23 protein-coding genes and 1 pseudogene are annotated in these 26,063 nt (G+C 71.9%); 8 read left to right on the forward strand and 16 right to left on the reverse strand.

Annotated features, from left to right (window positions below; translation table 11 throughout):
• Nucleotides 1-123: 123 nt before the first annotated feature.
• The 6 genes from QSK21_RS34060 to QSK21_RS34085 are packed head-to-tail and all read right to left on the reverse strand — an operon-like array spanning nucleotide 124 to nucleotide 6,176.
• On the reverse strand, nucleotides 124-1,335 hold the full coding sequence (locus QSK21_RS34060; RefSeq protein ID WP_285701805.1) for an ABC transporter substrate-binding protein: 1,212 nt from the start codon (nucleotides 1,333-1,335) through the stop codon (nucleotides 124-126).
• A complete protein-coding gene (locus tag QSK21_RS34065; protein ID WP_285701806.1) occupies nucleotides 1,332-2,387 on the reverse strand; it encodes a branched-chain amino acid ABC transporter permease in 1,056 nt (351 codons plus the stop codon). The genes QSK21_RS34060 and QSK21_RS34065 overlap by 4 nt, the downstream gene beginning before the upstream one ends.
• Nucleotides 2,384-3,265: a branched-chain amino acid ABC transporter permease gene (locus QSK21_RS34070; protein ID WP_285701807.1), complete on the reverse strand. Its 882-nt coding sequence runs from the start codon at nucleotides 3,263-3,265 to the stop codon at nucleotides 2,384-2,386. Before QSK21_RS34070 ends, QSK21_RS34065 begins: the two co-directional genes overlap by 4 nt.
• Nucleotide 3,266: 1 nt before the next feature.
• Complete coding sequence (locus QSK21_RS34075; RefSeq protein WP_285701808.1) at nucleotides 3,267-4,028, reverse strand: ABC transporter ATP-binding protein; 762 nt, start codon at nucleotides 4,026-4,028, stop codon at nucleotides 3,267-3,269.
• Nucleotides 4,025-4,789, reverse strand: a complete 765-nt coding sequence (locus QSK21_RS34080) for an ABC transporter ATP-binding protein (protein ID WP_285701809.1) — start codon at nucleotides 4,787-4,789, stop codon at nucleotides 4,025-4,027. Before QSK21_RS34080 ends, QSK21_RS34075 begins: the two co-directional genes overlap by 4 nt.
• A gap of 31 nt (nucleotides 4,790-4,820) precedes the next feature.
• On the reverse strand, nucleotides 4,821-6,176 hold the full coding sequence (locus QSK21_RS34085; RefSeq protein ID WP_285701810.1) for a hypothetical protein: 1,356 nt from the start codon (nucleotides 6,174-6,176) through the stop codon (nucleotides 4,821-4,823).
• 160 nt (nucleotides 6,177-6,336) lie between these two features.
• On the opposite strand from QSK21_RS34085, the gene pabB reads away from it, so the two are divergent.
• The 6 genes from pabB (at nucleotide 6,337) to QSK21_RS34120 (ending at nucleotide 13,134) form a co-directional block, all read left to right on the forward strand.
• Entirely contained in the window at nucleotides 6,337-8,448 is a 2,112-nt protein-coding gene (gene pabB / locus QSK21_RS34090; RefSeq protein ID WP_285701812.1) for an aminodeoxychorismate synthase component I, read from the forward strand.
• Between the two features lie 196 nt (nucleotides 8,449-8,644).
• Nucleotides 8,645-9,121 carry a hemerythrin domain-containing protein gene (locus tag QSK21_RS34095; protein ID WP_285701814.1) on the forward strand — a complete coding sequence of 159 codons (477 nt, stop codon included), beginning with the start codon at nucleotides 8,645-8,647 and terminating at the stop codon, nucleotides 9,119-9,121.
• A gap of 165 nt (nucleotides 9,122-9,286) precedes the next feature.
• The gene (locus QSK21_RS34105; RefSeq protein ID WP_285701816.1) at nucleotides 9,287-9,589 is read left to right on the forward strand and encodes a sensor histidine kinase; all 303 of its coding nucleotides are present in this window, start codon (nucleotides 9,287-9,289) and stop codon (nucleotides 9,587-9,589) included.
• Nucleotides 9,586-10,173, forward strand: coding sequence for a response regulator transcription factor (locus QSK21_RS34110; RefSeq protein ID WP_285701818.1), 588 nt, complete (start codon nucleotides 9,586-9,588; stop codon nucleotides 10,171-10,173). The genes QSK21_RS34105 and QSK21_RS34110 overlap by 4 nt, the downstream gene beginning before the upstream one ends.
• A gap of 247 nt (nucleotides 10,174-10,420) precedes the next feature.
• Entirely contained in the window at nucleotides 10,421-10,729 is a 309-nt protein-coding gene (locus QSK21_RS34115; protein WP_285701820.1) for a hypothetical protein, read from the forward strand.
• A 254-nt stretch (nucleotides 10,730-10,983) separates the two neighbouring features.
• Entirely contained in the window at nucleotides 10,984-13,134 is a 2,151-nt protein-coding gene (locus QSK21_RS34120) for an MMPL family transporter (RefSeq protein ID WP_285701821.1), read from the forward strand.
• Nucleotides 13,135-13,214: 80 nt separating this feature from the next.
• Here QSK21_RS34120 and QSK21_RS34125 read toward each other — a convergent pair whose 3' ends face one another.
• The 5 genes and pseudogenes from QSK21_RS34125 to QSK21_RS36420 all read right to left on the reverse strand — a co-directional run.
• The gene (locus QSK21_RS34125; RefSeq protein WP_285701823.1) at nucleotides 13,215-14,318 is read right to left on the reverse strand and encodes a hypothetical protein; all 1,104 of its coding nucleotides are present in this window, start codon (nucleotides 14,316-14,318) and stop codon (nucleotides 13,215-13,217) included.
• A 337-nt stretch (nucleotides 14,319-14,655) separates the two neighbouring features.
• Nucleotides 14,656-16,323, reverse strand: a complete 1,668-nt coding sequence (locus QSK21_RS34130) for an NAD(P)/FAD-dependent oxidoreductase (RefSeq protein WP_285701824.1) — start codon at nucleotides 16,321-16,323, stop codon at nucleotides 14,656-14,658.
• Nucleotides 16,316-18,457 carry an ATP-binding protein gene (locus QSK21_RS34135; RefSeq protein WP_285701826.1) on the reverse strand — a complete coding sequence of 714 codons (2,142 nt, stop codon included), beginning with the start codon at nucleotides 18,455-18,457 and terminating at the stop codon, nucleotides 16,316-16,318. Before QSK21_RS34135 ends, QSK21_RS34130 begins: the two co-directional genes overlap by 8 nt.
• Nucleotides 18,458-18,510: 53 nt before the next feature.
• Nucleotides 18,511-19,299 (reverse strand): PP2C family protein-serine/threonine phosphatase, encoded by a 789-nt coding sequence (locus QSK21_RS36415; protein ID WP_285701857.1) that lies wholly within the window; start codon nucleotides 19,297-19,299, stop codon nucleotides 18,511-18,513.
• A pseudogene (locus QSK21_RS36420) lies at nucleotides 19,279-20,106 on the reverse strand (Sco1979 family transcriptional regulator); the annotation flags it as partial. The gene QSK21_RS36415 and the pseudogene QSK21_RS36420, both read right to left, overlap by 21 nt.
• A 227-nt stretch (nucleotides 20,107-20,333) precedes the next feature.
• Here QSK21_RS36420 and QSK21_RS34150 point away from each other — a divergent pair.
• Nucleotides 20,334-20,762: a PP2C family protein-serine/threonine phosphatase gene (locus QSK21_RS34150; protein ID WP_285701828.1), complete on the forward strand. Its 429-nt coding sequence runs from the start codon at nucleotides 20,334-20,336 to the stop codon at nucleotides 20,760-20,762.
• Nucleotides 20,763-20,956: 194 nt separating this feature from the next.
• Here QSK21_RS34150 and QSK21_RS34155 read toward each other — a convergent pair whose 3' ends face one another.
• On the reverse strand, nucleotides 20,957-21,580 hold the full coding sequence (locus tag QSK21_RS34155; protein WP_285701830.1) for a methyltransferase family protein: 624 nt from the start codon (nucleotides 21,578-21,580) through the stop codon (nucleotides 20,957-20,959).
• A gap of 41 nt (nucleotides 21,581-21,621) precedes the next feature.
• Entirely contained in the window at nucleotides 21,622-22,029 is a 408-nt protein-coding gene (locus QSK21_RS34160; RefSeq protein WP_285701832.1) for an ArsR/SmtB family transcription factor, read from the reverse strand.
• A gap of 215 nt (nucleotides 22,030-22,244) precedes the next feature.
• On the opposite strand from QSK21_RS34160, the gene QSK21_RS34165 reads away from it, so the two are divergent.
• The gene (locus QSK21_RS34165) at nucleotides 22,245-23,189 is read left to right on the forward strand and encodes a TIGR03619 family F420-dependent LLM class oxidoreductase (protein ID WP_285701834.1); all 945 of its coding nucleotides are present in this window, start codon (nucleotides 22,245-22,247) and stop codon (nucleotides 23,187-23,189) included.
• Between the two features lie 43 nt (nucleotides 23,190-23,232).
• Here QSK21_RS34165 and QSK21_RS34170 read toward each other — a convergent pair whose 3' ends face one another.
• The 3 genes from QSK21_RS34170 to QSK21_RS34180 are packed head-to-tail and all read right to left on the reverse strand — an operon-like array spanning nucleotide 23,233 to nucleotide 25,896.
• A complete protein-coding gene (locus QSK21_RS34170) occupies nucleotides 23,233-24,243 on the reverse strand; it encodes an ABC transporter substrate-binding protein (RefSeq protein ID WP_285701836.1) in 1,011 nt (336 codons plus the stop codon).
• Entirely contained in the window at nucleotides 24,240-25,112 is an 873-nt protein-coding gene (locus tag QSK21_RS34175) for an ABC transporter permease (RefSeq protein ID WP_285701838.1), read from the reverse strand. Before QSK21_RS34175 ends, QSK21_RS34170 begins: the two co-directional genes overlap by 4 nt.
• Nucleotides 25,093-25,896 (reverse strand): ABC transporter ATP-binding protein, encoded by an 804-nt coding sequence (locus tag QSK21_RS34180; protein WP_285701840.1) that lies wholly within the window; start codon nucleotides 25,894-25,896, stop codon nucleotides 25,093-25,095. Before QSK21_RS34180 ends, QSK21_RS34175 begins: the two co-directional genes overlap by 20 nt.
• Nucleotides 25,897-26,063 lie beyond the last annotated feature (167 nt).

Here is a 26,063-nt window from a genome sequence, read left to right on the forward strand (position 1 = left end):
CGCCGCGCCCAACGCACCAGCGTCTCGCGCTCCTCATCGGTCAACCTCACCTCGGCCACCGGCCGACCCCTGCGAGCCATCCAGCAACCCTACATTTCTTCAACGAATTTCAGACGCGGGACACTAGGAGAAGTCCATGACCTCCCCGAACGTTCTCCACTCGGTGCCGGTGAAGCGCTGGAGCCGCAGGGACTGGACGGCGTAGCCGTCGGTCGGCGAGGTCTTGATCGATACCCCGTCCAGCAGGACGGGGAGGGTGGTGTCCATGTTGAGGACCGCCTTCATCAGGCCCTCGCGGGTCGGCTCCTTCTGGGTTTGCAGCGCGCGGACGAACAACTGCGCCGCGATCCAGCCGCGCTGGACGGCCGCGCTGTTCTTGTTGCCCTTGGGCTGATACCTGGCCAGGGCGTCCACGAACTCCTTGACGGCCGGGTCGTCGGGGAACTCGGTGGGGCTCTTGAACCAGGCCATCGACACGATGCCGCGCGACGCCTCGAAGCCGGCGGGCTTGAGGACCAGTTCCGGGGAGGCGTCCAGGCTGGGCAGCAACTGGAGCGGGCGCCAGCCGATGGCCGCCGCCTGCCGGATGGCCTGGGCGGCGAACTTCGGCGTGGTGGCGTTCAGGAACACGTCGGCGCCGGACGCCTTCAGGTTCGACACATGGCTGTTCACCGACGGGTCGCTCACCTCGTAGGGCTGCCGCGCGACGATCTTCACGCCGGAGCCCTGGATGCCCTTCTCGAAGCCGCGGGTGAAGTCGGCGCCGAGCGAGTCGTTCTGGTAGAGGATGCCCACCTTGCCGTTGGGCTTCTCGCGGGCGACGTGCCGCCCGTACGCCTCGCCCTCGTTGGTGTACGGCGGCTGGTAGCCCACGGTCCACGGGTTCTTCCTGAGGTCGGCGCCGAACGTCGCCGCGCCCGTCTCGACGTAGACGTGCGGCACCTTCTGCTGGTTGACGTAGTTCTGCAGCGCGAGGTTGGTCGGCGTGCCGAGGACGTGGAAGAGGGCGAACACGTCCTCCTGCTCGACGAGCTGCTTGGCGGCCTGGAGGGTGTCGCCCGGCTGGTACTTGCCGTCCCGGGTGATGAACCGGATCTTGCGTCCGTTCACCCCGCCCTTGGCGTTGACCATGTCGAAGTACGCCAGCGCCCCGTAGGACGCCTCGTACGACGGCGAGGGCCCGGTGAAGGCGTAGATCCCGCCGATCTTGATCTCCTTGTCGGTGACGCCCGCGGCCGCCGTGTCCCCCTCACCGCCGCGCCCGCATCCGCTGACGACCAGTCCGAGCGCGGCCACGGCGGCCAGCGCCCGCAGTCGTGTCGATGAACGCCTCACGCGCTACTCCTCTCCTCGCGCGCCGCCGCCGGGGCCGCGCGCAGCCTGTTCAGCCGCCGCCACGCCGTGCCCGCCGTCCCCGCGATCCCGCCGGGCATCGCGTACATGACGACGATCAGGGTCGTGCCGTAGACGACGCCGGTGAGCACGTCGTTGACCTCGCTCGCGTACAGCGGCACCAGCCGCACGAACAGCGCGCCGAACAGGGCGCCGCTGATGGTGGACACCCCGCCGATGATCACCGCGGTCACGAACGCGAGCGAGAGCATGATCGTGACGTCGTCCGGCGAGATGTAGCCGACGAGAAAGACGTAGGTCGCCCCGGCCGTCCCGGCGTACATCGCGCTCACGCCGAACACGCGCATCTTCACCGTCGCCGAGTTGATCCCGAACGCGTGCGCGACCAGCTCGCTGTCGCGGACGGTCACGATCGCGCGCCCGGTCTGGCGGCGCACCAGGTTCCACGCCACCGCGAACAGCGGCAGCGCCACGGCCAGTGCGACGAAGTACCGGAACTGGTCGACGGCCAAGGGCAGCCACCCGGGCACGTCCGGGGTGGGGACGTTCATGCCCTGCGCGCCGCCGGTCAGCCCGCCGAACCGCTTGATGATCAGTGGCGCGGCGATCGACAGGCCCAGCGTCACCAGCGCGAGGTAAAGCCCGCGCAGGCGCAGCGCCGGGCCGCCGAAGGCGAACCCGGCCGCGAACGCCACGACCGCCGCGATGGGGATCGTCAGCGGCCACGGCACCGCCGTCCGGTCCACCAGGACGGCGGCGATGTACGCGCCCAGCGCGAAGAAGGCGCCGTGGCCGAGCGAGATCTGCCCGTTGTAGCCGGTGAGCAGGTTGAGGCCGAGCGCCGCGACCGCGTACACCAGCACCAGCGCGAACTGGCCGTTCCAATACGGGCGGGTGAAGAACGGCATGGCCACCAGGGTCACCAGCGCCGCGACGAGCAGCCACCGCCGGAGCACCGCGTCCCGGCGCTCGTCCGCCTCCCACCACCGCTTCCGCGCCGGGCCTTCCACCGGTGCGCTCGCGAGCCGGCTCACGCGCGTTCCACCTCCCGGGTCCCCAGCAGCCCCGCGGGGCGCAGCACCAGGACGACGAAGATGATCGCCAGCGGCACCAGGATCTTCAGGTCCTGGCCGATGGCGTCGATGTAGGTGCCGGCCCAGTCCTCGGCGAGGCCGACGATCCAGCCGCCCAGGACGGCGCCGAGCGGGTTGTCGAACCCGCCGAGCGCGGCGGCGGCGAAGGCGTAGATCAGCACGCCGCCCATCAGGTTCGGGTCGAGGAACAGCCGCGGCGCGATCAGGATCCCGGCGAGCGAGCCGAGCGCGGCGGCGATCCCCCAGCCCAGCGTCAGCATCCGCCCGACCGGGATGCCCACCAGCCGGCTGGAGGCCGGGTTCTCGGCCGCCGCGCGCATCGCCCGCCCGATCTGGGTGCGCTGGAACAGCAGCGTCAGCGCCGCGACCACCAGCACCAGCAGCCCGGCCGTGCCCAGCGACTCCACCGTGAGCTGGACGCCGGCGACCGTGATCCGCTCGTCGGGGAAGACGCTGGGGAAGCGCTTGGTGTCGTAGGTCCAGATCCAGCCCGCGGTGCTGTTGATCACCAGGAACAGGCCCAGCGTGACGATCACGATGCGCAGCGGGTCGCCGCCCTCGAACGGGCGGATCACCACCCGTTCCAGCAGCGCCCCGGCCGCGAACGAGATCACGAACGTGGCGGCGACCGCGAGCAGGAGCGGCAGGCCCGCGGTGACCAGCGTGTAGGCCACGAACGTGCTCAGCATCGCCATCTCGCCCTGCGCGATGTTGAGCACCCCGGTCGCGCGGAAGATCAGCACCAGCGCCAGGGCCAGCGCCGCGTACACCGACCCGGCGGCGAGCCCGTCGACGGTGACCTGGACGAAGCGTTCCATCTCAGTACCCCAGGTAGGAGCGGCGGACGTCGTCGCGCTCGCGCAGCTCGGCGGCGGTGCCCGACAGCGAGATCCGCCCGCTCTCCAGCACGTACGCGCGGTCGGCGAAGCCGAGGACGAGGTTGGCGTTCTGCTCGACGATCACGAGGGTGGTGCCGTCCTCCGCGCGGATGCGCCGCAGGACGTCGAACACGCGGCGGGTGACGAGCGGGGCCAGGCCGAGCGACGGCTCGTCCAGCAGGAGCAGGCGCGGCGGGCGCATCAGCGCGCGGGCGATCGCCAGCATCTGCTGCTCGCCGCCGCTCAGCGACGCCGCGCGCTGGCTCCGCCGCTCCCGCAGCTCGGGGAACAGCGACCAGCAGTGCTCGACCCGTTCGCGCAGCTCGCCGCGGCCGAGGGTGTAGCCGCCGAGCAGCAGGTTCTCCTCGACGCTGAAGCCGGTGAAGGTGCCCCGGCCCTCGGGCACATGCGCGACGCCCAGCCGGACCAGCGCCTCCGGTGGGCGTCCCGTGATGTCCTCGCCGCCGAACCGGATCCGCCCGCGGGGCCGGATCTCGCCCGAGACCGCCCGTAACGTGGTGGTCTTCCCGGCCCCGTTGGGACCGAGGATCGCCACGATCTCACCCTCACCCGCGCTGAACGTCAGATCGTGCAGCACCCGCACATGCCCGTATCCGGCATGCAGCCCCTCGACCTCCAGCAGGGCGTTCGCGCCGCGTTCCACGGCGGGGGCCGCACCCGTGTCCTCGCTCCGCGCGGTCATGCCGCGGTTCCGAGGTACGCCTCGATGACGGCGGGGTCCTGCCGAACCTCGGACGGCGTGCCTTCGGCGATCTTGCGGCCGAAGTCCAGCACGACGATCTTCTCCGAGATGCCCATCACCAGCCCCATGTGGTGCTCGACCACGACGATGGTGAGCTCGTGGTCGGCGCGGATGGCGGCGATCAGGTCGGCGAGCTCCCCGACCTCCCCGTGGGTGAGGCCGGTGGCCGGCTCGTCCAGGAGCAGCAGGCGCGGGCGCGCGCACAGGGCGCGGGCCAGCTCGACGCGCTTCGCGGTCCCGTACGGGACGTCGCCCGCGGGCCGGTCGGCGACCGGCAGCAGGTCGAGGCGCGCCATGAGGTCGTCGGCGCGGTCCGCCAGCTCGGCCTCGGCGCGCCGGGCGGACGGCGGCGAGAGCGCGCCGGACCAGAACCCGGTGCGCACGGTGTGGGCGCCGCCGACCATGACGTTCTCGCGCACCGTGAGGCCGCCGACCAGTGCGAGGTTCTGGAAGGTCCGGGCGATCCCGAGCGCGGCGATCCGGTGCGGGCGGCGGCGGAGCAGGTCCTCGCCGGCGAAGCCGATCCGCCCGGAGTCCGGGGTCGCCAGCCGGGTGACGCAGTTGAACAGGGTCGTCTTGCCGGCGCCGTTGGGGCCGATGACACCGCAGATCACGCCCTCGTCCACGGCGAGATCGACCCGGTCGAGGGCGACGACACCGCCGTAGCGGAGGGTGAGACCGGAGACTTCGAGTAACGCCACGTCCCTCTCCTGGCATGACGGGGGTGGGGGCTCAGGAGGCGCGGTAGGAGTCCCGCACCTCCTGGACGTAGGGAGCGGGGGCGACCGTCGCCCGGATCTCCACCTGCCGGTGGTGCTCGACCGCCGGCTTGGCGGAGTTGGGCTCCTCGCCCCACAGGACGCTGACCTCGGTCCCCGGCTCGGCCGCCGCGGCGTCGATCGTGGCCAGGGAGACGAAGGCCCGCTCGTTGGGGATGTAGCCGGCGTCCAGCGACATCCCCACCTGCACGCCGTCCCGCAGCACCTTGTCGACCTGGAAGAACGCGTACCGCGCCTTCGGCATCTCGATGAACTTGGCGGGTGTCCCCGGCTCGTACAGCGACCGGACGGCGGACGCGATGTCCTGCGGGTTCCACACCAGCGTCACCTTCCTGCGGCTCGGCAGGCCGGCCATCCGCTCCAGGGCCTGCCGTCCCAGGAACTGGTGGTCGAACTTGACCAGGTGGCCGTAGCCCAGGTCGTAGGGGGTGACGTAGTAGTCGGCGATGTCGGGGGAGTCCATGCTGCCGCCGAGCGACCCGATCGCGTCCGCGCCGAGCCATTCCCGGTACGCCTTCATCTCGGGGCCGAAGATGGCGGGGACGGCGGTGGGGATCCAGCCCGACTCCAGGTTGGCCGTCGCGTACGCCTTGGCGCCGCACCGGACGAGACCGAACTCCTCGCCCGCCGCCAGGATCGCGGTGAGCACGTCGTCGTTGTCGGCCCAGGGGCCGAACAGCTCGAACCCGGGCTGACCGGCCATGCCGTGCCGCAGCGCGCGGACGGGGTGCCCGGCGACCGTGAAGCCGGTCATGTGGAAGAACCGCACCTCGGGCAGCGGCACGCCGGTCAGCTTCTCGACGATCGCCTTCGCCGTCGGCCCCTGCAGCTCGTACCGGTAGTACCTGGGGGGACCGGACGGGCGGTCGGCGGAGTTCTCGTCCCGTTCGACGGCGACGTCGTAGTCACCGGACTCGGCGTTGTACTGGACCCAGTCGATGGCCGTCGGGTGGCCGACGAGGGCGAACCGGTTCGTGTCGAGGTGGAACAGGATGCCGTCGCCGATGAAATGGCCGTCCTGGTTGACCGCGACGTACTGCTTGGCGCGGCCGGGGCCGAACCCCGTGAAGCCGTTGACCGCCAGGCCGGACAGCACCGTCACCGCGTCGGGGCCGCTGAGGTACAGGTCGGTCATGTGGTGCGACTGGTCGAACAGCGCGCACGTGGTCCGCCAGGCCCGCTGCTCGGAGCGCCAGTTGGTGAACTCGGGGGTGACGGGAAAGGTGTGCGGGCGGGCGGGGGAGTGGCGGAGCAGCTCGACCGGGGATCCCGCCCGCTCGATCGCCGCCTCGAGGCTCTCGCGTTCCATGCCGTCGGCCACCTCCTGTGATCGCGCTGGGGTCGCGCCCTCATCCTTCTGCCGGAACGGCCCTGTGACAATCCCCGTAACCAAATTGGTGACAATCTGCGTGACACGTCCTGGCCGACCGCGGCACGAGCGACGGGGCCGGAGGCGTCACACTGGCCTCGTGCGGACTCTCGTCATCGACAACTACGACTCCTTCACCCATAACCTCGTCCAGTACGTGGCGATGGCCGGGGGTGAGCCCACCGTCGTCCGCAACGACGATCCGGCATGGGATCCGGGGTCGCTGCGCGGCTTCGACAACGTCGTGATCTCGCCGGGGCCCGGCAGGCCCGACCGCGAGGCCGACTTCGGGATCTGCGCCGAGGTGATCGAGCACGCCCGCGTCCCGCTGCTCGGCGTGTGCCTGGGGCACCAGGGGATCTGCCACCGGTTCGGCGCCCGCGTCGTCCCCGCCCCCGAGGTGCGCCACGGCAGGCCGTCGCTGGTCGAGCACTCGGGGGACGCGCTGTTCCGCGGCGTGCCATCGCCCTTCTCCGCCGTCCGGTACCACTCGCTGACCGTCGAGGGCCTGCCGCCGGTGCTGGAGCCCATCGCCTGGGCGGACGACGGCGTGCTGATGGGCGTCCGGCACAGGGAGCGGCCGATGTGGGGCGTCCAGTTCCACCCGGAGTCCGTCCGCACGGAGCACGGGCAGCGCATCATCGGCAACTTCATGGAGCTGACCGCCGGACGACGCGGCCGTCCCGCACGGGCGAGGCGCCCCGCCGCCGCGCCCCGGCCTCCCGCCCCGGACACGGAAGGCGCCGCGTACCAGGTGATCGCCCGCAGGCTGGCCGTGCCGGTCGACCCGGAGGTGGCCTTCGAGGCGCTGTTCGGGGCGTCCGGCCGCGCGTTCTGGCTCGACAGCAGCCTCACCGGCGAGCGGGGCGGGCGCTTCTCCTTCATGGGCGACGCGAGCGGCCCGCTGGCGCGGGTCGTCACCGCCGACGTATGGACGGGACGGCTGTCGGTGGAGTCCGCCGGCGGCCGCACGGAGCTGAGCCGCGCGTCCTTCTTCGACTGGATCGAGAAGGACCTGCGCTCCCACCGCACCGAGGTGCCCGACCTGCCGTTCGGATTCGCCCTCGGCTGGGTGGGATACCTGGGCTACGAGCTCAAGGCCGAATGCGGGGGAGCGCGGGCCCACCGGTCGCCGCACCCCGACGCCGCCATGATCTTCGCCGACCGGGCCGTCGCGTTCGACCACGCGGACGGGACCGTCCACCTGCTCGCGCTGTGCCGCGCGGGCGCCGAACGGGACGCCCGCGCCTGGCTGGAGGAGACGGCGTCCCGGCTCGCGGTCCTGGCTGGCCTGGCGCCGCGCGAGCCGTCCCCGGTCACGGCGGTCGCGGGTCCTCCCGCCCTGCGCCACGACCGCGCCCGCTACCTGGACATGATCGAGACCTGCCTGCGCGAGATCGCCGCGGGCGAGACCTACGAGGTGTGCCTCACCAACCTCATGAGCGTGCCCGCGCGGATCCCGCCGTGGGACCTGTACCGGCGGCTGCGCCGCAGCGACCCGGTGCCGTTCGGGGCGCTGCTGAGGCTCCCCGGCCTGTCGGTCCTCAGCTCCTCGCCCGAGCGCTTCCTGCGGGTCTCCGCGGACGGCACGGTCGAGTCCAAACCGATCAAGGGCACCCGGCCGCGCGGGCTCGACCCGGCGGAGGACCGGCGGCTGCGCGCCGAGCTGGCCGCCAGCGTCAAGGACCGGGCCGAGAACCTGATGATCGTGGACCTGGTCCGGCACGACCTGGGCATGGCCGCCGAGGTCGGCTCGGTCACCGTCGACCCGATCTTCGCGGTGGAGAGCTATGCCACCGTCCACCAGCTCGTCAGCACGGTGCGGGCACGGCTACGGCCGGGGGTCTCGGCGGTCGCCTGCGTACGGGCGGCCTTCCCCGGCGGCTCCATGACCGGCGCCCCGAAGATCCGCACCATGGAGATCATCGACCGTCTCGAGGCGGGCCCGCGCGGCGTGTACTCGGGCGCGATCGGCTACTTCTCCCTGTCCGGCGCGGCCGACCTGAGCATCGTCATCAGGACCGCCGTCGCCTCCGCGGGCCGGATCGACTTCGGCGTCGGAGGCGCCGTCACGGCCCTGTCCGACCCCGCCGAGGAGTTCGAGGAGACCGCGGTCAAGGCCGCACCCCTCCTGCGCCTGCTCGGCACCCCCTTCCCCGGAATGCCCGCCACAACCCCACCCCCCAACCTGGCCTGTGGCGCAACCCGGTGATGCTGATCGTCGAGGTCGGCGCGGTGTGGTCCACAGCGCTGGCGATCGCCGTGGCACATCCTGGAGCTGCTGGTCCGCAACCCCGGACGGCTGGTCGCCCAGCGCAGGATCCCGACCCGTCCCGTCCCCGCCACATGATCATCGAGCCGGGCATGGGGTACCGGTTCGAGCCTTGAGGTGGCATCCTGGGACGGCCTTGGAAGAGACGGACGAAGGACGCCTGACGGCGTTCGGACACCAGCTGATCGAAGTACACCTCTGGCTCCGCGAGGAGCTGGCCGCTCTCCGCGAAACCCTCGACGGCGGCGGAGCGCGGCCACGCGAGCTGCGGGCGCACTGCCTGAGCTTCTGCTCCGCCGTGACCCGTCACCACACCGGCGAGGACGGCGACGCCTTCGGCGAGATCGCCGAGCGTTTTCCTGACCTGCGTCCCGTCCTGGACGAGCTCCGGCGCGACCACCGCCTGGTCGAGGACTCCCTCAACCGGCTGGAGGAGCTGCTGGACGCCGTGGACGCCGACCCGACCGTCGTGCGGAGGGAGCTCGACAGCCTCGCCGCGCTGATGGAGACGCACTTCGTCTACGAGGAGAAACGCATCGTCGAGGCGCTCAACGCCCTGGACGTGCCGCGGTGGCGCCACGTCCGCCCGGCCTTCCTGGCCGTCGGCGACTGATCGGGGCCGCGGGCGGTCAGTGGCCGATGTCGTGGTCGCCGGCCCGGACCAGGCCGCTCTCATAGGCGAAGATCACCATCTGGGTGCGGTCGCGCAGGCCGAGCTTGGCGAGGATCCCGGATACGTGGGACTTGACGGTCGCGTCACTGTGACCTCCCGGCGCGCGTGGACCTGTTCGCGTACCGCATCGTCCAGGAGGCGCTCACCAACGTGCTCAAGCACGCCGGTCCCGGGACGCACGCCGACGTGCGGCTCCGCTACGAAGGGGACCGCGTCCTCGTCGAGGTGACCGACGACGGCGAGGGGTCGGGCGCGACCTTCCAGAGAAGCGGTCACGGCATCGTCGGGATGCGGGAGCGCGCCCTGCTGCTGGGTGGCACCCTGGACGCCGGGCCGCGTAAGGGCGGCGGGTTCGCCGTCGTCGCGTGCCTGCCGGTGGAGGGCGGTCCGACGAGGGAGGCGCCGTGACGATCCGCGTGGCCGTGGTGGACGATCAGGCCCTGGTGCGCGGCGGCTTCGCCATGATCCTGCGGATCCATGACGACATCGAGGTGGTCGCCGAGGCCGGGACCGGGGTGGAGGCGATCGAGGCGGCCCGCCGGCACCGGCCCGACGTCATCCTCATGGACATCCGGATGCCGGACATGGACGGCCTGGAGGCCACGTCCCGGATCATGGCCGAGTCCGACTGGAACGTGAAGGTGCTGATCCTCACCACCTTCGACCCGGACGAGTACGTCTACCGGGCCCTGCGCGCCGGTGCCAGCGCCTTCGTGCTCAAGGACATCCCGCCCGACCAGCTCGCCGCCGCCGTGCGCACGGTCGCCGAGGGCGGCGCGCTGCTCGCCCCGTCCATCACCCGCCGCCTGATCGGCCGGTTCGCCGAGTCCCGCGCGGTGAACGCCGCCGCCGCGAGCCGCCTGGAACGGCTCACCGAGCGGGAACGCGAGGTGATGACCGCCGTCGCGCGGGGCGCCAGCAACGCCGAGATCGCCAAGGACCTCTACATCGGGGAGGATCCTGCGGGCCTCGGCGGCCTGCTCGCGCCGTAGCTCCTCCGCCCGTTCCTCGCGCAGCCGGAAACGCCGCCCGACGTACCACGCCACGAACATGACGGCGGCGCCGAAGGACGCCTCCGTCACCCACGAGTCGTGGATGTCGAGAGCGTCGACGGTGACCACGGCGACGGCCGCCGCGACGCCCGCAAGGCCCTGCGCGACGTCGGCGCAGTACCGGCCCGCGGCGTACAGGGCGAGGATGGCCACGACCCCGCCCATGTCCCGGTAGCCGCTGCCGAAGGTGGCGGCCCAGCTCAGCACCGCCACGGCCACCACCGCCAGGGGCGCGCGCCTGCGCCAGTACAGCGCGGCGCCCGCCACGGCGGAGACGACCGCCGCGCCGATCGGGACGTCCTGGACGGGACGGACGATCAGCTCGTCCCCGGGCCCGTCCAGGACGAACGTCGTCACCAGGAACGCCGCGAACGCGAGAGCGGCGTCCGCCAGGCGGGGCCACCGGGTGAAGGGACCCCGGAACCTCGCCGAACCTGCCGCCAGGGGTGCCCAGAGGGCGGGCGCCGTGCCGTTCACCGTCACTCCACGGGTCTGAGGAAATGCCCGCCGTGGCTCACCTGCGGGCACAGCCCACCGTAAGCCGGGCCGGACGCGCGGTCATCCGCCGCGAGACGGAGTCGGCTCCCCGCCCTGCGGCGGGCGGCCCGGCTTCCACCGCCGTCCAAGAACCCCTCCGGCGGCGGACGGACGAACCGACTGCGGGCTGGCGACGGGGAGGGGGCCCGGAACGCACCGTTGTAGGCATCGCGCCACCAGCGGCGCACCCCCCGAACAGCAAGGAGCACAGTGATGCATCGAATGGTCCGCCGCATCGGCGACGCCTCGGCTCGCCGGCCATGGGTCACGATCGGGGCCTGGCTCATCGCCCTCGCACTCGTCCTCGGGCTGGCGGCCGCGTTCGGCGGCACGCTGGTGGACGACTACGACGCCCCCGGCAGCCAGAGCGCCGAGGCGAGCGAACTCCTGCGCGAACGCTTCCCCGAGGCGTCCGGCGGCAGCGCCGTCGCCGTGTTCGCCGTCAAGGAAGGGCAGCGGGTCGAGCGCCACCGTCCCGCCATCCAGGCCGCACTCGCGCGGATGGCGAGCAAGCCGCACGTGAAAGCGGTGGCCGACCCGTTCACCGCGGGAACGGTCTCGCCCGACGGGCGCGTCGCCTACGCCACACTCACCTTCGACCGGCCGTCGACCGAGCTCGGCTGGGAACCGCTGGAGGCGGTCGCCGGCACGCTGAAGCCGGTCCGGGACGCCGGCGCCATGGCCGAGCTCGGCGGCGAGGCGGCGTTCATCAACGCCAAGCCGGTGAACTCGGGCACCGAGCTGATCGGCGTGCTCGCCGCGCTGGTGGTGCTGATCGTCGCGTTCGGGACGGTCGCGGCCGCGCTGCTCCCCGTCGCGCTCGCCCTGGTGACGGTCGGCGCGGGCGTCGCGAGCATCTTCCTGTTCGCGGGGACGATGGACGTCTCGACCTCCGCGCCGACCGTCGGCGCGATGATCGGGCTGGGCGTCGGCATCGACTACGCCCTGTTCATCATGGAGCGCTACCGCCAGAACCGTGCCGGGGGCCGGGACAACGCCGCCGCCCTGTCGGACGCCATGGCCTCGGCCGGATCGGCCGCCGTGTTCGCCGGCGGAACGGTCGTCCTCGCGATGGGCGCGCTGCTGCTGACCGGCCTGGGCATGATCGCCTCCGCGGGGGTCGGCACCGCGCTGGTCGTGCTGTTCGCCGTGGCCACCGCCCTCACGCTGCTGCCCGCGCTGTTGTCGCTGCTCGGCGACCGCGTCGACGCCTGGCGCCTGCCGGGGCGCCGCCGTACCGCCAAGCCCGCCGAGCGGACGGCCTGGTGGCGGTTCGCCCACCACGTCTCCGGCAGGCCGTGGCCGTACCTGATCGCCGCGTCCGCCGTGCTGCTCACCCTGGCCGCACCCGCGCTGCGGATGGAGACCGCCTTCCCCGACGCCGGCGACGAGGCTCCGGGCGCGTCCCACCGCCGCGCCTACGAACTGCTGGCCGAGGGCTTCGGCCCGGGGATCAACGGCCCGCTGCTGATCGTGGCCGACCTGCGCGCGACCGGCGCGTCCGTCCCCGCGATCGCCGAGCGCGTCGCCGCGGACCCCGGCATCGCCAGTGTCGGCGAGCCGCGGTCCTCCGCGGCGGGCGACACGGTGGTGCTGCCGGCCGTCCCCACGACCGCGCCCACCGACCCGCGGACGTCCCGGACTCTCGACCGCGTCCGCGACGTCCTGCCCGCGGGCGTCACCGTGGCGGGCCTGACCGCGACCACCGACGACGTCTCGCGGCAGCTCTCCGACACCCTGCCGATCTTCGTGGCGGCGGTGCTGCTGGCCTCGTTCCTGCTGCTGATGGTGGTGTTCCGCTCGGTCGCGGTGCCGCTGAAGGCCGTGGTGATGAACCTGCTGTCGATCGGCGGCGCGTACGGCGTGGTGGTCGCGGTGTTCCAGTGGGGCTGGCTGGGCGGCCTGTTCGGGCTGGAGGAGACCTACCAGATCGCCTCCCCGCTTCCCGTGGTCTTCTTCGCGGTCCTGTTCGGGCTGTCGATGGACTACGAGGTGTTCCTGCTCTCGCGGATCCGCGAGCACTACGACGCCACGGGCGACACCGCCGAGTCGGTGGCCCGCGGGGTCGCGAGCACCGGCCGCGTCATCACCTCCGCCGCGCTGATCATGACCGTGGTGTTCCTCGGCTTCGTCGCCAACCCGCACCCCATGGTCACGATGCTGGGCCTCGGCCTGGCGACGGCGATCGTGCTGGACGCGACGGTCGTCCGGATGGTGCTGGTCCCCGCGACCATGGCGCTGCTGGGACGCGCGAACTGGTGGCTGCCCGGCTGGCTGGACCGCGTGCTGCCCCGCGTGGGCACGGCGGAGACCGCCTCCGAGCCGGAGCCGGTGAAGCCGCTGGCGACCACCTCGGCCGGCTGACCCCTCACGGGACGACGGCGCCGCACGACCCGGCGTGCGGCGCCGTCGCCGTGCCGGAAGCCCGTTCCGGCCACGGAGGGTCAGCGGGGGTCGTACCCGTAGATGGCCGCGCCCCAGCTTTCCTCGGTGCGCAGGACGCCCGCGGCCAGCAGGGAGCGGGTGCCGGGGACGAGGGCGATCGCCTCGATGGAGGCGGCCGTGCCGTCACCGGTCGGGGCGGGCTGCCGGGTGACCCTGCCGCGCGAGTAGTGCAGCAGGTAGGCGCTCTCGTGGACGTGCTGGGAGACGATCCACAGCCCGCCGCGGCCGTCGGGGGCCAGCCGGTAGAGCATGTCCTCCGGGGCGTTGATCTTCACCTGGCGCCAGCGCCTGCCGTTCCAGTGGTACAGGACGGCCCCGGGCCAGACGCTGTCGTCCTTGCCGAGGACCATGCTCGTCCAGGCGTCGCGGGGGCCGAGGGCGAGCACGTCGCCGGGGTACGCGGCAACGCCGGGCGAGAGCGCCGGCTCGGGCAGCGGCACCTCGCGCCACGACGACCCGGTCCATCGGACGGTGGCCGGGGCGCCGTTCCCGGAACGGCCGGTCGCCCAGACGGCGCCGCGCGCGGCGCTCATCTGCTCCGGGACGATGGGCAGTGGCATCGTCGTCCAGCCGCTGCCGTCGTAGTGGGAGGCGATCCCCACCTCGCCGTCATCCGTCTGCTCGTAGCCCACGAACCAGGCGTCGTCCGGTGCCAGGACGGCGGCGTCGGCGATGCCGATGTCCGGGTCGAAGACCGTCGTCCGCCAGGTGGAGCCGTCCCAGTGATGCCCGTAGGTCTCCCCGTTGGAGGTGATCCCGAACGTCCAGACGTTCGCCGGTGAGGACGCGGCGACCTTCAGCAGGGACGCCGCACGGTCGCCTCCCGGGGCCTCGGGAGGCGTGACGTCCCGCCAGCCCGACCCGTCCCAGTGGCTGATCTTCTGGTGGTCCCCCTGCACGCAGCAGGGCCCCGAGCCGACGGCCCAGGCGTCGCCCGGCCCGGTCACGGCGATGTCGTAGAAGTCGTCCTGCGGGGCGTCCGGTGAGCTGTAGGCGATGTGCCAGCCTGGTGTGGTCTCCGCCTGGGCCACGGCGGGCGCCGCCGTCACGCTCAGCGCCACGATGGCGCCGGCCGCGGACACGCGCTTGAGAACAGTGAACATCGTGCTCCTTTCCCCGTGCGCGCTCTCCGGTCGCGGGGATGGTCGTGAGCACGCCTTATCGACAAGACGCACGAATCACCGATTGAGATGACAAGGCGGTCATCCCCGTACATCACGGCCGAGCGTTCAGGGCCGGGTGCACTAGTCTCTGGCGTGCGCTCGGAAGGAGGCCGTGATGAACGACGACCCGGCGCTGCGGGCCCTGGACAGGCTCGTCGGCACGTGGAAGATCACCGGAGGGCACGGCGGCACCGTGACCTACCGCTGGCTGAACGAGTTCTTCCTCCAGCAGGACGTGCGGCTGGGCGATGCGAACGGCTTCGAGATCATCGGCAGGCTACGACCGTTGATGGCCGAGCCCAGCGACGACATCAAGTCCCGCTACTACGGTGACGACGGCAGCACGCTCGACTACACCTACGAGCTCGAAGGCGACACCCTCACCATCTGGGCCGGCGACCGCGGTTCCCCCGCGTACTTCAAGGGGACGTTCGGCGACGGCGACCGCCGCCTCACCGGGGCGTGGGTCTACCCGGGCGGTGGCGGCTACGACTCCATCGCCGAGCGCGTCGGCTGACCGGCTCCCGATGATCGTCAGCCGGAGACCCCGACGGCGTGGCCGACGGTCTCCGGGTCGCTGACGACCCTCAAGGTCGTCGGGGCCGGACGGCTGGCGGGCGCGCTTCGTGGCGGCGCGCCACAGCACGTCCGGCAGGAAGAGGGACTCCGGCGGGGCGGTGAGGCCCAGCACGTTCACCATGCGCGCGCACACCCGCGGGTCGACGTTGGCCAGGGCCACCACGCGTTCCACGTAGCGGTTGATGACGCGGGTCCGCACGGTGGCCTTCTGCCCCTTGGTGGTGCCGTACCGCAGGTCCTCGCCGGTGGCGATGAGCCATGGCCCCGCCGCGTTCTTGGCCACCCGGCGCTGGAACCGGCGTGCCGCCTCGTCGAGGCCGGCGCGTTCGCGCAGGCAGGTGTCCAGGGTCATCGCCGAGATGGCGGCCACGCTCATGCCCTGCCCGTAGAGCGGGTTGAACGCGCACACCGCGTCGCCCAGGACGGCGTACCGGCCCGGCCACCGCCGCATCCGCTCGTAATGCCTGCGGTGGTTGGCGGTACGGCGGTAGGACACGATGGGGGACAGCGGCTCGGCGTCCCGGATCGCCTCGTACAGCAGCGGGCTGCGCAGGCTGGCGGCGAACTCCAGGAACCCCTTCTCATCGGTGGGCGGGTAGTCGGCGCCCATGCCGAAGAGGCTGACGATCCACCTGTCCCCTTCCTGGGGGAACAGCGCTCCCGTCCGCGTGCCCCGTGGCGCGTCGGCTTGCAGGTACAGCGCTTTCCAGCCCGGGTCGAACCCGGCGGGGATGGCGTAGTAACGGCTGGCGTACCCCAGCAAGGGATCCACCAGGGTCTGCTTGGGGGCCGGGTAGCCGAGCCCTGCCAGCCATTCCGGCGTCTTGGAACCGCGTCCGGTGGCGTCGACGACGAGGTCGGCCTCCAGCGACTCGACCGGCGACCGGGAGCCGCGTTCGCGCGCCTCGACGCCGATGATCCTGTCGCCGCCGGGGGACGCGAGCAGCCCCGCCACCTCGTGGCCGTCCAGCAGGCGCACCCGCCCGTCGGCCGCCAGCCGCGTCCTGATCGTCCAGTCGAGCAGTCCCCGGCTGAACGTCAGCAGCCGGGTGACCTCGAACCTGCGCCGCCAGCCCGCCGACGTCAGCCACAGCAGGTCCGCGGGCACGCCGACATCGTGGGCGCCCGCGCCGAGCAGGTCCTTCTCGGCGCCCGGGAACCAGCCCTCGATCAGCTCCAGGCCCCGGTTCCACAGCACGTGCAGGTGGCGCGACTGCGCGATGCCCGGCCGGTAGTCGGGGGAGCCGGGGAACCGGTCGCGCTCGACGAGCGTGACACGGTCGAAATGGTCGCCGAGGACCCTGGCGGCGAGCAGGCCCGCCAGGCTCCCGCCGATCACGACGGCATGGTCACGGGTCTCACTCATGCGCGGCCTCCGAATCGAGCGGCACCCACCACGGTCCGGAAGACGGCGCCCCGCCCAGGGCGAGGGCGACCGCCTGGTCGGCGTCCAGCCGCGTGCCCTCGGCATAGGACGACTCGAAGGCGGCGTCGCCCAGCTCGCGGCGTGCCCGTTCGTCGCACTCGTGGTGCGGCCCGTTGAAGTAGGCCGATCCGAACAGGGGGAGGCCCACGATCCTCCAGATCCCCTGCGCGGCGCCCTGCAACCTGGCGGCCTGATGGCTGTCGCCGGTCGCCGCCTGGAACAGCGCGAGCAGTTCCATCGGAAGCACGGTGCAGACCAGGTCATGGAAGGTGTAGCTGATCCTCATGGCCTCACGGGCACGAGCGGTGGCCCGTTCGATATCGCCCTTGGTCCAGTCCGCAAAGGCCAGGACGTAGAGGGCGTACGCCTTGACCCATTGCTCGCTGTGCCGCTCGCTGATGTCGCAAGCGCGTTCGCACATCTCCACCGCGGCAGCGAGGTCCCCTAGGAAGGCCGTCGTCATCGCGTACTCGACGCGGGCCATGAGGACACCGGCGTGCACATCGCCGAGCGCGTCGTAGCGTTCGAGCGCCTCCTCGAACAGCGGCGCGGCACGCGCGTGCTGGTCCTCCACCAGCGCGACGCAGCCCAGCCGGTGGACGGCGTTGGCCAGCCCGACCTCGTCTCCGATGCGCGCCGCCATGGAACGGGCGGTCTCCAGAAGGGTCCTCGCCCCGCAGGTGTCACCCTGCTTGATGGCGATGTACCCGGCCACCCACAGCGCCTTCACGCGTTCCGGACTCTCGGGGGTATCGAGTGCGAGGGCTCGATCCAGCCAGTGCCGTCCCTCGCTGAGGAACCCGCACCCGACCCAGTAGAACCACAGGGACGTGGCCAGGCGCAGCGCGATGTCCTGCCGGTCCCGCATCGCAAGGCCGGACTCCAGGGCGGCTTGCAGGTTGGCGTGTTCGCTCCGGATCCGCGTGAACACCTCGACCTGGTCGGAACCGAACCAGCTCTCCTCACCCCATTCGGCGAGGCGCAGGTACCGGTCGAGGTGGCGCAGCCGCGCCCCGTCCAGCTCGCCCAGCTCCTCCAGCCACTGCGCGCCGTACTCCTGCAATGTGTCCAGCATCCGGAACCGGGTGCCGCCGCAGTCGGGCCGCTGGAGGATCGACTTGTCGGCCAGGCCGTCCACCAGCCCGGGGATCTCGGCGGCGGGCAGGTTGTCGTCGGCGCAGACGTCCTGGACGATGCACGGGTCGAAATCGCCGGCGAAGACCGACAGGCGCGCCCACAGCAGCCGTTCCCGCTGCGTGCACAGCTCGTGGCTCCACCCCACGGTGGTGCGCAGCGCCCGGTGCCTGGAGGCGGGACGCTCGCCGTCGTCGACGAGCACCTGGAACCGGTCGTCCAGGCGGTCCGCGAGCTGCTCGACGGTGAGGCCGCGCAACTGACCCGCCGCGAGTTCCACGGCGAGCGGGATGCCCTCCAGCCGGCGGCAGATCCGGGCCACCGCGCGCCGCGATCCCTCCAACGGGACGGACCTCGGCAGGACGGACGAGGCACGCTGCTCGAACAGCGCCATCGCGTCCGTGCCCGCCGTCCCCGGCGCGGATGGCAGGTCGGGATCGGGGGTCTCCAGCGGGTGGATCGTCACCGTCCGCTCGTCCGGGACGCCGAGCGGCTGGCGGCTGGTGGCCAGGATGCGCAGGCCGGGCGCGGCGGCCAGGAGCACCTGCGACAGGTGCGCGCAGGCGTCGCGGAGATGCTCGCAGGTGTCCAGCACGAGCAGCAGGCGCCTGCCCGACAGGTGGTCGGTGAGCACGTCGAGCTGGGGACGGTTGGTCTGGTCGAGGACCCGGAGCGTCCTGGCGACCGCATGGCCCAGCAGCGCGCCCTCGCGCAGGGTGGAGAGGTCCACCACCCACACCCCGTCGGCGAACCCGTCCTCCAGCTCGGCGGCGGCGCGCAGGGCGGTCCGGGTCTTGCCGACACCGCCGACACCGGTCACCGTGACCAGCGGCGCCGTCGAGCACAACCGGGTGAGCTCCGCCAGCTCGTCCTCCCGGCCGAGAAAGCTCGTCGTCTCGGCCGGCAGATTGCCGGGCCGGTGGCCTGTGAAGCGCGCCATCGCTGCCCCGTCTCGACGTAACGTCAACCGGGCGGGCCGGTGCCCGCCCGCCGTCATTCCCACAGTGAACGACCGCCGGCCCGGTCGCGCCTTTCACGATCGTCCCGCGGCGCGCCGTCCCGATGCACCAGCAGGATCACCGCCCCGCGCGCCGGCGGGCCGGTGGAGTACGCGAGCAGGTCCTCCGCGAAGCGCGCCAGCGCCGTGTCCGGATCGTCCTGGGTGAGACGCGCGGCGCGTTCGGCGAGCGGGTACGGCCGCCCTTCGGCGTCGCGGACCTCCTCGACGCCCTGCGTGTGCAGGAGAAGCCGGTCGCCCTGGCCGTAGGGGACGGTCGTGGGCTCGCACCAGGAGCCCCCGGCGTCCGGCGGGGTGAGCCTGCCCAGCGGCGGGTACGCGGGCGCCACGTCCACCACCGACACCCGCGACCCGCGGAGCATGAGCGGCGGCGGCAGCCCGCAGCGGACGATCTCGGCCTGGTCCTCCCAGTGGCGGATCGTGACCAGCGTCGCGGCGACGGAGACCTCCGGGCCGCCCGAGCCGGTCACCCTCGTGTTCAGCCGCTCGGCCACGCCCGCCAGCAGCGGCTCGTGCCCGGCCAGGTCGCGGAAGGCGAGCTTGACGTCGTTCGCCGTCCCCGCCGGGGCGTCGCCCTCGACCTCCGCGACGAGGAGCCGCGTCCCGAACGGCGTGTCCGCCACGTCCAGCACCGTGCCCTCGTCCCGCGTCCCGGCGGTCGTGATGCCGCGGGCGGCCGCGCGCACATGAGCGTGCGCGTGCCGGAGCGGGATCGCGGGCCCGGTCGCCACCGGCGGGTCCAGCTCGCGCAGCAGCTCGCCCATCACCTCGCGGACGGCGCTGGGGGCGGTGCTGTCGACGCACAGCCGCTCCATGACCTTCTGGTAGTCGTCGACCTCGTCGGCACGTTCGAGGTACTGGGCGCCGGTCAGGGCCTCGACGTACACGACGTCCGGGATCTCGGGCTCGGGGAACCGCAGGATGGTGAACGCCCCGCCCTCGGCGGGATGGCCGCCGAACCGCAGCGGCATCACCTGGACCGCGACGTTCGGCAGCTCGGCGAGCCTGAGCAGGTGCTCGATCTGTTCCCGCATCACGTCGGGGCCGCCGATCGGCCGGCGCAGCGCCGCCTCGTCGATCACCGCCCACAGCGATGTGGTCCCCGGGTCGCGCAGCCGCTCCTGCCGCCGCATGCGCAGCTCGACCCGCTGCTCGATCTCCCGCTCGGGCGCGTCGGGGTGCCCGCGCCGGAAGACGGCGCGCGCGTAGTCCGCGGTCTGCAACAGCCCGGGCACGAACTGTACCTCGTAGGTGCGGATCAGCGAGGCCGACTCCTCCAGGCCCAGGTAGGTGTGGAACCAGCCGGGCACCACGTCGGTGTACGGCTGCCACCAGCTCGGCGCGTTGGCCTCCCGAGCCATCTCCAGCAGGTCGTCCTGGTCGGACCGGTCGACGACGCCGTACAGGTCCAGCAGGTCGGACACGTCGCGCTCCTTGAACCCGACCCGTCCCAGCTCCATCCGGCTGATCTTCGACTCGGAGGCGCGGATGGCATATCCGGCGGCCTCGCGCGTGATGCCCCTGGCCTCGCGCAGCCGACGCAGCCGCACGCCGAGCAGCATGCGACACACCGTCGGGCCGGAACCGAACCGATCACCCGCCAACCCCTCACCTCCGACGTTGAAGCAAGTGGACGATAGCCCAATTCCGGGGGTCTTTCGTGGCGACTTCTGGAAACAATTCGCTCCCGTGCCTCAGTCGTATCGTGCTGCCGCATTTCAGGCGGGTCCAGGCACGTCGCTGCGCTGGCCAATGACGGTCATGCCGATATGCAACGGTCCAAAATCACGATCCGGGTGTGCGCGCGCACGGACCGGTGTTGGGGTTCTTCACAGACCCGGCACCCCGGCGTGGCCACGTACGGCACGACGAGGCCGGCCATGGCGGGACGGCCGACGGCCGGAGCCGCGAGGAACTGGTCGGCAGGACGCTGAGCTGCCCCGCTTCGGCGGCGACTGCGCTGACCGCGCACACCACCGAGGAGATCACCATCACCGGCACCGCGGTCATCGGGTGCTTCGACACGACCGACCGCGCCTTCGCCTGGGCCAACGCCGGCCACTTCGCCCCCATCCTCCTGCGCGAGGGCGACGCCGAGCCGCTGGAGGGACGGTCCGGCCCGCTGCCCGGCGGCCCGGAGGCCGACTACGAGCTGAACACCACGCACCTGCGGCCCGGTGACACCCTGCTGTTCTACACCGACGGCCTCATCGAACGGCGACCGTGACCTGGACACCGGCATCCAGGCGCTCGTCGAAGCGGTGCGGTCCTGCGACCACGAGGACCCCGAGCCCCTGATCGACTGCGTGCTGGACCGCCTCGTCTCCGGGACCATCGAGGACGACATCTGCATCCTCACCGCACGGGTGCTCTGAGCGGCACGCCGGTGGCCGATCTGGCCGGCGGCGCGGGGCGCCGTGGTCAGGACGCCGGGGAGGTTCCTCGGGGGAGGCGTCCGATGCCGGGCAGGAACCGGCCGACGCGGGCGGCGTAACCGCGGTAGGCGTCGCCGTGAACGCGCAGCAGGTAGGGCTCCTCGACGGCGCGGACCTGCAACTGGATGACGGCCACGGACAGCACCAAGCCGAGAAGCGACACCACGTTGGGCACCATGGCCGCCAGCCCGGCGGCGGTGACGATCATCGCGGTGAAGATGGGGTTGCGGGCCAGGGCGAACGCGCCGCCGGTGACCAGGCTGGTCCGTTCGTTGTCGTCGACGCCGATGCGCCAGGAAGCGCCCATGGACGTCTGCGCCGCCAGCGTCGCGGCCGTACCGCCGGCCGCGAGGACCGTCCCGGCGATCTGGACGGCGAGGTGGTCCAGGAAGCCGATCGGATCCAGTCCGGCCAGGGCGGCGATGGGACCGGCGACACCGAGGACCAGAGCGGCGACAAAGAGCAGCCGGGCCCACCATTGGAGGGTGCCGGGCCGTAGCCCTCCGCCGCGGAATCCGGTGTCGCCGGTGCGACGCCATTGCATCCAGCTCCGCAGCCCGAAAGCCAGAGCGGCCCAGAGCAGGTAAATGATCAGCGCGGTCAGTGCCATGGGGTTCCTTCGCTGTCGTTCCGGGAGGTCACAAGCTCAAATCACGGCCGCCGTTCGGGGTGGACGGCTTCGGTGTGCTCGATGTGGGCGACGGCCAGGTCCAGCAGCATCCGAACGTGCGCGTCGGCCAGGCGGTAGTACGCCATGCGGCCCGACCGGCGCACCTCGACCACCCGGTGCGCGCGCAGCAGCCGCAGCGCGTGCGAGGCGGACGACTCGCTCATGCCGCTGACCGCGGCCAGGTCGCACACGCACAGCTCGCCGTCCAGCAAGGCCACCAGCAGGCGCAACCGCCTAGGGTCGCTCAGCAGCCCGAACACCTCGGCGGTATCGGCCAGGTCCTCCTCCGCGGGCATCCGCTCGCACACGGACGCGACCCGCGGCGCGTCCACCACCCGCGCCGTGCAGCCGTCGAGCTCGATGATCCGCTCATCTGAAGAGCTGTTCATATGAAACAACCTTCAGGTAGCCCCGGCGCCCTGTCAACCCCCCTGCGAGGCAGCGGCTCCGTCTGGTGGATGTCACAGCGAAAAGAATGCGCACAAGCGATCCGGCGTAAGGGCGGGGCATTTTTAGGACCGGAATTTCGCTCCAAACGAATTGCGCGTGCACAACATCGGTTGTGCAGCGACAGTCGTTTCACTATGGTACGGAAAATGCGGTGATGGACGCGAAGGTGCGTGATGCGACGGTGCAAATGGGAATAGGTCTGCCCAACGGCGGATCGGACGTCGACCCTGGCGAACTCGTCCGGTTGGCCGTGGGCGCCGAGGCCCTCGGACTGGACTCGGTGTGGGTGGTGGATCGCTGGCTCCGTCCGCACGCCCCGGTTGCCATGCCGGGGGTGCCGGTGCCGGTGGTGATGCCGGCCGAGTACTACCGTTGCGTTTACGACCCGATCGAGGTGCTGTCCTTCATCGCCGCGCGGACCGAGGTGATCAAGCTCGGCACGAGCGCGATCAACGTCCTTCTCCATCCGCCGGTCCTCCTCGCCCGCCGCCTCGCGACCCTGGACCGGCTGTCGGGCGGACGCCTTGTCGCGGGCGTGACCTCGGGATGGATGGCAGAGGAGTTCGCGGTGGCCGGCGTACCGAGAGACCACATGGGCGACGGGTTCGACGACCATCTGGCCGCCATGCGCGCGGTCTGGGGTCCCGATCCGGTCGACCACCCGGGCCCCAGGTACGCCATCCCTGCGTCCGACATAGGCCCCAAGCCGTGCGGTTCCGACGGCATCCCTCTGATCATCGGATACACCACGCCGACAGGGATCCGCCGCGCCGCCCGGATCGGCGACGGACTGCACCCCTACCGCAACGACCTCGACCGGCTGGCGGACGAACTGGACCAGTGGCGCGAGGCCGTCACGGCACAGGGCCGGGACCCGTCACGACTGCCCGTCATACTGCGGGCCGAGGCCACGCCGGGCGACAACGGCACCGGCGACGGAAAGGCCGCGTTCAGCGGCGCGGTGGAGAGCTGGGCCGATGACCTGGCCCGCATCGAGTCGCTCGGCGTCGATCACGTTCTCCTGCAGTTCGAGCCGGGCCTCGGCGTGGACGCCACCCTGCGGATCATGGCCGATCTGATCGGAATGAGTGGTCCGTGACCTCCGACATGGTCGTCCACACCGATGACGGCCGCCGGTACGGTCAGGAGCCGTTCTCGTTCTTCACGGTGTCGAAGACCACCTCGCGCCAGTCGCCCGGCACCTTTTTCACGACGCCGACCTCCTTCATGAAGGCGCCGAGTTTCAGCAGTGAGTGCGGGGTGGTGGTGTACTCGATGCCCGGGTGCGTGAGGTACTTCTGGTAGGTGGCCGGGGAGATCTTGCCCTTCTCGGCCTGCGAGAGGATGCGCGCGGCCTCGGCGGGTGAGTTGACGATGAGGTCGTTGGCCTTGGCGATGTTGCGGTGTACGGCGGCGATGACGTCCGGGTTCTTCTCCGCGTAGTCCTGGGTGGCGACCATGGTGTTGAAGCCGTGCTTGCCGAACAGGTCGTAGCTGTCGACGAGTTTGCGGGCGCCCTGTTCGACGGCCTGGAACTGGAACGGCGGGGCGGTGTAGGCGGCGGCGATCTGCCCGCCGATCAGGGCCTGGAGGGCGTCGGGGTGGGCCATGGAGGCGATGTTCCTGTCGAGCGCGTGGGCGTCGCCGAGCTGCTGCTGGGCGGCTCGTTGCAGCATGACCGACTGGATCGAGCCGGGCGCGATCGCGGCGATCTTGTCGGTGGGGCGGAAGTCCTTGAGGCCGCGCAGGCGCGGGTCCTTCGCCACCAGCCACAGCGGCATGTCGTTCAGCGATGAGATGATCTTCCAGGGGATGCCCGCGCCCCAGCCGATGAGGAAGGGTCCCAGGCCGCTGCTGCCCAGGTGGAGGCTGCCCGATACCAGGCCGTCGCGGGTGGCGTTGCCGCCGCTGACCGTCCGCCAACTGATGGTGCGGCCGGGCAGGTCCTTCTCCAGCCAGCCGTTGGCCTGGATGATGACGAGCGCGGCGTAGCTGAGGCCCGAACCCTGGGAGATGACGATCTCCTTGCCGGAGCCGGACCCCGATCCGCCCGCGCCGCCGCACGCGGCGGTCAGGGCCAGTGCGCCGGCGCCGGTCGCGCCCAGGCGCAGCGCGTCGCGCCGGCTGTACGTGGGGGAGGGGGGCCGCTTCATGCCGTTGTTCCTTCCTTCATTCCCCAGCGGACGACGGTCCGCCGTTCGATCAGGGCGAAGATGAGGTCGAGTGCGATGCCGATCAGGGCGATGACCACGAGCCCGGCGAACACGTCCGGGATCAGGGCGTAGTAGCGGGCGTTGTTGATGAAGAAGCCGAGCCCGCCGTTGGCACCGGCGGCGCCGAAGACCAGTTCGGCGGCGATGATGGTGCGCCAGCCGAAGGCCCAGCCGGTCTTCAGGCCCGCGATGGCGTGCGGGAGGGCGGCGGGCATCAGCACGTCCCGGGTCAGCCGCCAGCCCGACAGGCCCAGGTTCCGGCCGACCATGACGAGCGTGGCCGGGGTGGTGCGCAGGCCCATGCCGACGCTGACGGTCATCGGCCACAGCACGGCGTTGGCGGTCACGAAGATCAGCGCGGTGTCGGTCAGACCGAACCACAGCATGGCCAGCGGCAGGATCGCCACCGACGGCAGCGGGTTGATCATGGACGAGACCAGGGTGAGCACGTCGTCCCCGAGCGTGGTGGCCACCGCCAGGGCCGTCAGCACGACGGTCAGCGCGATCCCGATGGCCATGCCGGTGCCCAGCATGCGCAGCGTCGTCAGCGTGGAGGTGACGATCTCACCGCCGGCCACTCCCTCGGCGAGGGCTTGGGCCACGTCCCAGGGTCCGGCGAACACGAACGAGCTGACCCCTGACCGGGACGCGTAGAGCTGCCACAGGCCGATCAGCGCGGCGAACACGATGGTGCGCCGCAGCCAGGTCGGCAGCCTGGACCACGGGCGCCCGCGTTCGGCGACGGGTCGGCGCGGTGCCGCCTCGATGGGCGCGGTCGGCTCCGCGCGGCTATTCGTAGACGCCGTCAAGGACCTCTCCTTCCTCGGCGAGCAGCGAGCGCAGCCGGTTCCGCGCTTCGGCGAAGCCCGGCGTGTCGGGGCCGTCCAGACCGGAGACGTCGACGATCTCGGCCACCCGCGAGGGACGTCCCGCGAGCACGACCACGCGATCGCCGAGCAGCGTGGCCTCGTCGATGCTGTGGGTGACGAACAGCAGGGTCGCGTCGGTACGGCGCGTGATGGCGGCGAGCTCGATCTGGAGGCGTCCCCTGGTCTGCGCGTCGAGGGCACCGAACGGCTCGTCCATCAGCAGCATGAGCGGGTCGACGGCCAGCGCGCGGGCGATGGCCACGCGCTGCTTCATCCCGCCCGACAACTGGTGGGGATGGCTGTCGAGCGCGTCCGCGAGCCCCATCAGCTCCAGGTGTTCGATGGCGCGCCGCCGCGCGGTGGCACGGTCCACGCCGGTGACCCGCAGCGCGTGCACGACGTTGCCCAGGACGGTGCGCCAGGGGAACAACTGGTCGAACTCCTGGAAGACGCAGGCCCGGTCGGGACCCGGCCCGGGGCTTTCCCTGTCCCCGACGAGGATCCGCCCGGCCGAGGGACGCAGAAACCCCGCGACGGCCTTGAGGATCGTCGACTTGCCCGACCCGGACGGCCCCAGCAGCATGATCCTCTCGCCGCGCCGTACCTCGAAGCCGGCCTCCTCCACCGCGGGCACGTACCGGCCCCGCCGCCGGTAGCCGATCGCGACGCGGTCCACCAGCAGCGCACGCTCGCCACGCCTGTCGCCATCACGATGCGTTCGCATGGACTTCTTCCTCCCTTGCCGCCAGGTGCGGGCACCGCCGACGTCGTGTGCGGTGCGACCGAACCGCCGGGCGAGACCGGCTCCGCATCGAAGCCCGCGCCGCGTACCCGGCGATCCCGTGCGCGGCCCGCCACCGGCCGGGCCGCGCACGGAAAGGCGCCGCGATG

It is taken from the genome of Actinomadura sp. NBRC 104412 (assembly GCF_030269515.1).
Lineage (GTDB): Bacteria > Actinomycetota > Actinomycetes > Streptosporangiales > Streptosporangiaceae > Spirillospora.